This is a genomic window from Streptomyces sp. NPDC058632, from assembly GCF_042717095.1.
Lineage (GTDB): Bacteria > Actinomycetota > Actinomycetes > Streptomycetales > Streptomycetaceae > Streptomyces.
The window spans coordinates 1-1,213 of the sequence record NZ_JBHXQZ010000216.1; the positions used below are offsets into that span (position 1 = coordinate 1).

The following is a 1,213-nucleotide window of genomic DNA, read 5'->3' on the forward strand; positions in this document are numbered from 1 at the left end:
CCCCGGCGGCCTACACCGCCTGCCTCCTGGCCTCGGCAACGGCCCTCCCCCTGCTGAGCCGCTCGGCCGACCCGTCCCGACTGCGGTACGCCTGACGGCCGACGCGACGGCCATGCGCCGGAACCGGGGAACGGAGGTCCGCCGGGGACCGGGGCCAACGAGAAGCGGATCTCATGAATTGCCGACGTCAGCGTGCGGGATGTGCTGTCGTGAACGAGAACCGGCATCTGCCCAGCCAGCACATAGTGTGTGGTGAGCACCCGCTCCCTACCTGCGCTTTCGCAGGCCACCACCGGTCTGTGGCGCAGTGGGAGTCCGCTGGTTTCCGCCGTTGGCGGGTCCGGTTGCCGCCAGAACCGGTGGGCGGCGCTACTTCAGGTGCTCCCCGAGGTCGTCAACGGTCCAGTCTGCCTGGCGGAGGATCGAGCGGAGGGTGCCGGGTGCGAGGCTGCGGTGGAGGGGAACGATGACGGTCCGCTCTCCGCTGCGGTATTTGGCGTGGCTGCCACGGGTGGTGATGTGCTCGAACCCGCCCCGCTCCAGGGCCTTGGCCACCGCGGCTCCGGAGAGGCCCGTGGGGACAGCGGGGCTCACGCGGCGCGCCGCACTTCGACGGGGGCCGTGATCACGTCGGTGACCTCGGGGGCGGGGGCGTCCTCGAAGTAGAGCTCCAGCGCTTCGCGGAGGTTCTCCAGAGACTCCTCGATGGTCTCGCCCTGGGAGGTGACCTCGACCTGGAGGCAGCGTGCCACGTACCACTCGCCCTCGTGGGTGATCGCGGCGGTCAGGTGCAGTGCGTCAGTGGTCATGTCGTCAGTCTGGCACGCACTACCCCCGCCGGTCAGCGGCTTTACCCGCTGTCACCCGCGCCTGTTACCCCGTTGACCTGGCGCAAGCCGTCCGTCCTGGCCCGCGCCGGCATCGGCTCGCGTGCAGCCGGCCCGGTCGGCCGGACGAGGGAACGTCTACGTCTTTCCGCGGCCTGCCGGTTGTTCCGGAGTGCCGTTCTGCGCGACCGGGGCCGGGGCCGGACTCGGGTCAGCGGGACGGCACCGCAGCGGCCGTCCCGCGCACCTTGGAGCAGTCGTCCTGGTCGCCTTGACCGTGCCGGTGCCGGGCGCGGCGGAGCGGCTGCGCGCCGACCCGTGGGCGGCGGCCCGTACGCATGCGGCGATGCTGCTGGTGACGGTCGTCGGCACCGGCTTCATGGGCG

General features: G+C 71.8%; 2 protein-coding genes. Both read right to left on the bottom strand.

Annotation, left to right across the window (positions count from 1 at the left end; genetic code table 11):
* Positions 1 to 369: 369 nt before the first annotated feature.
* Positions 370 to 594: a type II toxin-antitoxin system HicA family toxin gene (locus ACFWVE_RS35050; RefSeq protein ID WP_266076534.1), complete on the bottom strand. Its 225-nt coding sequence runs from the start codon at positions 592 to 594 to the stop codon at positions 370 to 372.
* Entirely contained in the window at positions 591 to 809 is a 219-nt protein-coding gene (locus ACFWVE_RS35055) for a type II toxin-antitoxin system HicB family antitoxin (RefSeq protein WP_155071610.1), read from the bottom strand. The genes ACFWVE_RS35050 and ACFWVE_RS35055 overlap by 4 nt, the downstream gene beginning before the upstream one ends.
* Positions 810 to 1,213 lie beyond the last annotated feature (404 nt).

Coding starts and splice junctions, on each gene's coding strand:
- ACFWVE_RS35055 (WP_155071610.1), bottom strand. CDS start 809: ATGACCACTGACGCACTGCACCTGACCGCCGCGATCACCCACGAGGGC.